This window comes from Salipiger sp. (assembly GCF_059781815.1).
This window is the reverse complement of the sequence record NZ_JBYNAH010000376.1, coordinates 1-2392: the sequence shown is the minus strand read 5'-3', so window position 1 is coordinate 2392 and position 2392 is coordinate 1. Positions and strand designations below refer to the sequence as shown.

Genomic DNA, 2392 nt, shown 5'->3' with positions numbered 1-2392 from the left:
ACAGCCAGTTCCTCGCCAAGCCCGAGCTCGAGATCTACGCCGATGACGTGGCCTGCTCGCACGGCTCGACCTCGGGTGCGATCGACGAGGAGGGTCTCTTCTACCTGCGCGCCCGCGGCCTGCCGCGCGGCATCGCCGAAGACCTGCTGACCATCGCCTTCATCGCGGAAGCGGTGCAGGAGATCGAGGACGAGGGTCTGCAGGAAGAGATCGTCGAGCGCGTCGAAGCCTGGCTGCTGCGGCGCCGCGGCTGATGTCGCTCTCGCGCGAAATCCGGCCCACCTTGGGGGGGCGGGCCATGGTCGGCGGGCGGCTCCTCCCGCCGGGGCCGCGCGAAGACCGTGCGCTGATGCTCGTCATGGCGGCCTGCGCGCTGTTCTTCATCGCGCAGATGCCGGCCCTGTCGCGACAGGCGCATCTGGAAGAGACCGAGCTGAACCCGCTTCTGGGCGGGGCGCTGCTGGCATGGCTCGTGCTGGCGCCGCTTCTCTTCTACCTCATCGCCTTCCTGAGCCATCTCGTCGCGAAGCTTTTCGGCGGGAAGGGCAGCGCCTATGGCGCGCGGCTGGCGCTGTTCTGGGCGCTGCTGGCTGCAACGCCGCTGGTGCTCTTGAACGGGCTGGTGGCCGGGCTGATGGGGCCGGGGCTGCAGCTCACCATCGTGGGCCTTGTCTGGTTCGCGGTGTTCGTCTGGTTCTGGCTCTCGGGCCTTGTCGCTGCGCAGAAGGCTGAGACCGCATGACGCCGGCAGGGGTTTTCCGTCTGGCGTGGCAGACCGTCACCGCCCCGCGCGAGGTGGCGCAGCTCTTGATCGCGGCGCGGCTCAGCCACGAGGCCATCCTGACCGCGATGGCGCTGGTCGTGGCGCTGAACGCGCTCGCGATGGGCATCCTGCAGGCCAGCATGGGGGCAGGGGCGCTGCCCTTCGTCATGAGCCCGGTGCTCTTCGGCGCGTTGCTGGGCGTGATGCTGCTGGTCTCGGTGATGGTCCTGACCGGAACCGGGCGGATGCTTGGCGGCAAGGGCCGGGCGGAAGACCTCGCGCTGCTGCTGACATGGCTGCAGGCCATCCGGCTGATCTGGCAGGCCATCGTTGCGGTGGCGGCGCTGGTCTCGGGCGCGCTGGCCTCGATCCTCGCGGTGCTTGGCTTCCTTGCCGGGATCTACATTATCCTGAATTTCCTCGACGTGGCTCATGGCTTCGACAACCTGCTGCGGGCGCTTGCCGTGCTCGTGATCGGCGGGCTTGTCCTTGTCATGGCGATGAGCCTGCTCGTATCCCTGATGGGCATAAGCCCCAACGCGATGGCGATCTGATGTATGACGTGACCGAAATCCGCAAAGACTTCCCGATCCTTTCCCGGGAGGTGAACGGCAAGCCGCTGGTCTATCTCGACAACGGCGCCTCGGCGCAGAAGCCGCAGGTGGTGATCGACGCGGTGACGCGCGGCTATGCCGAGGAATACGCCAACGTCCATCGCGGCCTGCATTACCTGTCGAACCTCGCCACCGAGAAATACGAGGGCACGCGCGGCATCATCGCCCGCTTCCTCGGTGCCAAGGACGAAGAGGAGGTGGTGTTCACCTCCGGCACCACGGAAGGCATCAACCTCGTGGCCTATTCCTGGGCCATGCCGCGCTTTGAGCCGGGCGACGAGATCGTGCTGTCGGTGATGGAGCACCACGCCAATATCGTGCCCTGGCATTTCCTGCGCGAACGGCAGGGCGTGGTGATCAAGTGGGTCGATGTCGACGAGACCGGCGCGCTCGACCCGCAGAAGGTCATCGACGCGATTGGGCCGAAGACGAAGCTCGTCGCGATCACCCAGCTGTCGAACGTGCTGGGCACCGTGGTCGATGTGAAGACGATCTGCGCCGCGGCGCGCGAACGCGGCGTGCCGGTGCTGGTCGACGGCTCGCAGGGCGCGGTGCACATGCCGGTCAATGTCGAGGAGATGGGCTGCGATTTCTACGCCATCACCGGCCACAAGCTTTACGGCCCCTCGGGCTCGGGCGCGATCTGGATCCGCAAGGAGCGGATGGAAGAGATGCGCCCCTTCCTTGGCGGCGGCGACATGATCCGCGAGGTCCACAAGGACTGCGTCACCTATGCCGATCCGCCGATGAAGTTCGAGGCCGGCACGCCAGGCATCGTGCAGCAGATCGGCCTTGGCGTGGCGCTCGAGTACATGATGCAGCTCGGCATGGAGAACGTGGCCGCGCACGAGGCGCGCATCGCGGCCTATGCGCAGCAGCGGCTCGCCGGGCTGAACTGGCTGCAGGTGCAGGGCCACGCCCCGGGCAAGGCGGCGATCTTCTCCTTCACCCTCGACGGCGCGGCCCACGCGCATGACATCTCGACGATCCTCGACAAGAAGGGCGTCGCGGTGCG

The 2392-nt window shown here is 67.1% G+C and carries 4 protein-coding genes; all 4 read left to right on the top strand.

The genetic code is table 11. From position 1 onward, the window contains the following. On the top strand, positions 1 to 254 hold a 254-nt coding region (locus AC6RA4_RS24885), incomplete at its 5' end, for a SufD family Fe-S cluster assembly protein (protein WP_500164911.1). After that, positions 254 to 742 (top strand): YIP1 family protein, encoded by a 489-nt coding sequence (locus AC6RA4_RS24880; protein ID WP_500164909.1) that lies wholly within the window; start codon positions 254 to 256, stop codon positions 740 to 742. The genes AC6RA4_RS24885 and AC6RA4_RS24880, both read left to right, overlap by 1 nt. Further along, positions 739 to 1317, top strand: coding sequence for a YIP1 family protein (locus AC6RA4_RS24875; RefSeq protein WP_500164907.1), 579 nt, complete (start codon positions 739 to 741; stop codon positions 1315 to 1317). Before AC6RA4_RS24880 ends, AC6RA4_RS24875 begins: the two co-directional genes overlap by 4 nt. After that, a partial coding sequence (locus tag AC6RA4_RS24870; RefSeq protein WP_500164905.1) for a cysteine desulfurase occupies positions 1317 to 2392 on the top strand: 1076 nt, incomplete at its 3' end. The genes AC6RA4_RS24875 and AC6RA4_RS24870, both read left to right, overlap by 1 nt.